Source organism: Xanthomonas sp. SHU 308 (assembly GCF_000364645.1).
GTDB classification, from domain to species: Bacteria; Pseudomonadota; Gammaproteobacteria; order Xanthomonadales; family Xanthomonadaceae; genus Xanthomonas_A; species Xanthomonas_A sontii.
In genome coordinates, this window is sequence record NZ_AQOK01000520.1 from 1 (window position 1) to 1218 (window position 1218).

Genomic DNA, 1218 nt, shown 5'->3' on the forward strand with positions numbered 1-1218 from the left:
GCCGGCCTCGGTCAGGCGCCAGGCCCAGGCGTGGGTGTCGGGCAGCGGTTCGCCGCGACGCAACGGCACCGGCAGGGCGGTCGCCAGCACCTCGCCCAGCGGCGCGTGGCTGTAGCGGGCCAGCCAGCGCAGCGACTCGGCCAGTTCGCCGTGCAGAAGGGGCACCGGGTCCAGCCAGGCCAACGCCGCGCGCAGGCCGTCCGCGTCCTCGACCTGGCCGATCGCCGCGACCACTCCGCTCAGTTCGCGATTGCCGAACGGCACCTGCACCCGGCGGCCGACGTCGCCGTCGGCGACCGTGCCCCCGGGCGGCGGCAGGTAGTCGAACACCTGCGGCAGCGGCACGGGCAGGGCGACGCGGAGCGTGGCGGCGGGGGAGGGCATCCGCCTAGTCTAGGGCGTGTCACCGATCCCCGAGTACGCCGCGTTGGGTCTGGCAGGCGCGCTGCCGGCGTTGCGTGGCGCAGCGCCTGACTGGCCGTCAGGTCAAGCCGCGCGGCGTCGGCAGCGCGCCTGCCAGACCGAACCCGAAGGGCCGTGGTTGCGCGTGCCCGTGGCCGCGTCATCGCTCGGGCGTGGACGCACGTCCACTTCCTCGCTCTTCCTTGCCACAGGCACGCGCAATCACGGCGCGGCATGCTCGGGGATTGGTGACACGCCCTAGCGGCCGCCGCAAAGTGGGTTCCGGGGGGCGGGAGTTGCGCGCGATTGCTGCCCGCAAAGTGATAAACCGGTCGTAAATGGCCGCCGTGCTTGGGGAATCGAATTTATCCACACCTGCTGTGGATAAAGCTGTGCATGACGGGCATGCTCCACGCCGTGAAGACGGACTCACAAGCCTCTGCCACGAGTTGGACAAAAAAGCGCCAATCGCATTTATTCTTTTAAGAACAACAACTTGTCCGTGAAACACAGATGCAACATGGTTTCGCGGGGGCTTGACAAGACCTGTCGCAGGCCAATTTCCGGCGCTGTGCACAACCGGCCGTCGCGACGGCCGCGGGTGAGCCGATCGGGACGCCGCTGTCAAGCGCGCGGTGTGGCGGCTGCCTCGTTATCATCGCGCCGATGATGGAGTTCCGATGACCGCCACGTCCCCTTCCGACGGCGTGGCCGCACCGCCCGCCCTGGCCGCGTTCCTGCGCGGCATCGAACGCCGCGCCGCGGTCCTGGCCGACCTGCAGAGCGGCCGGCCCGAACGCGGCATGCCGGCCCTGG

At 70.0% G+C, this 1218-nt stretch carries 1 pseudogene; it reads right to left on the reverse strand.

Going from position 1 to position 1218, the window contains the following annotated elements:
* A pseudogene (locus tag D588_RS25015) lies at nt 1-384 on the reverse strand (primosomal protein N'); the annotation flags it as partial.
* Nucleotides 385-1218: the final 834 nt, after the last annotated feature.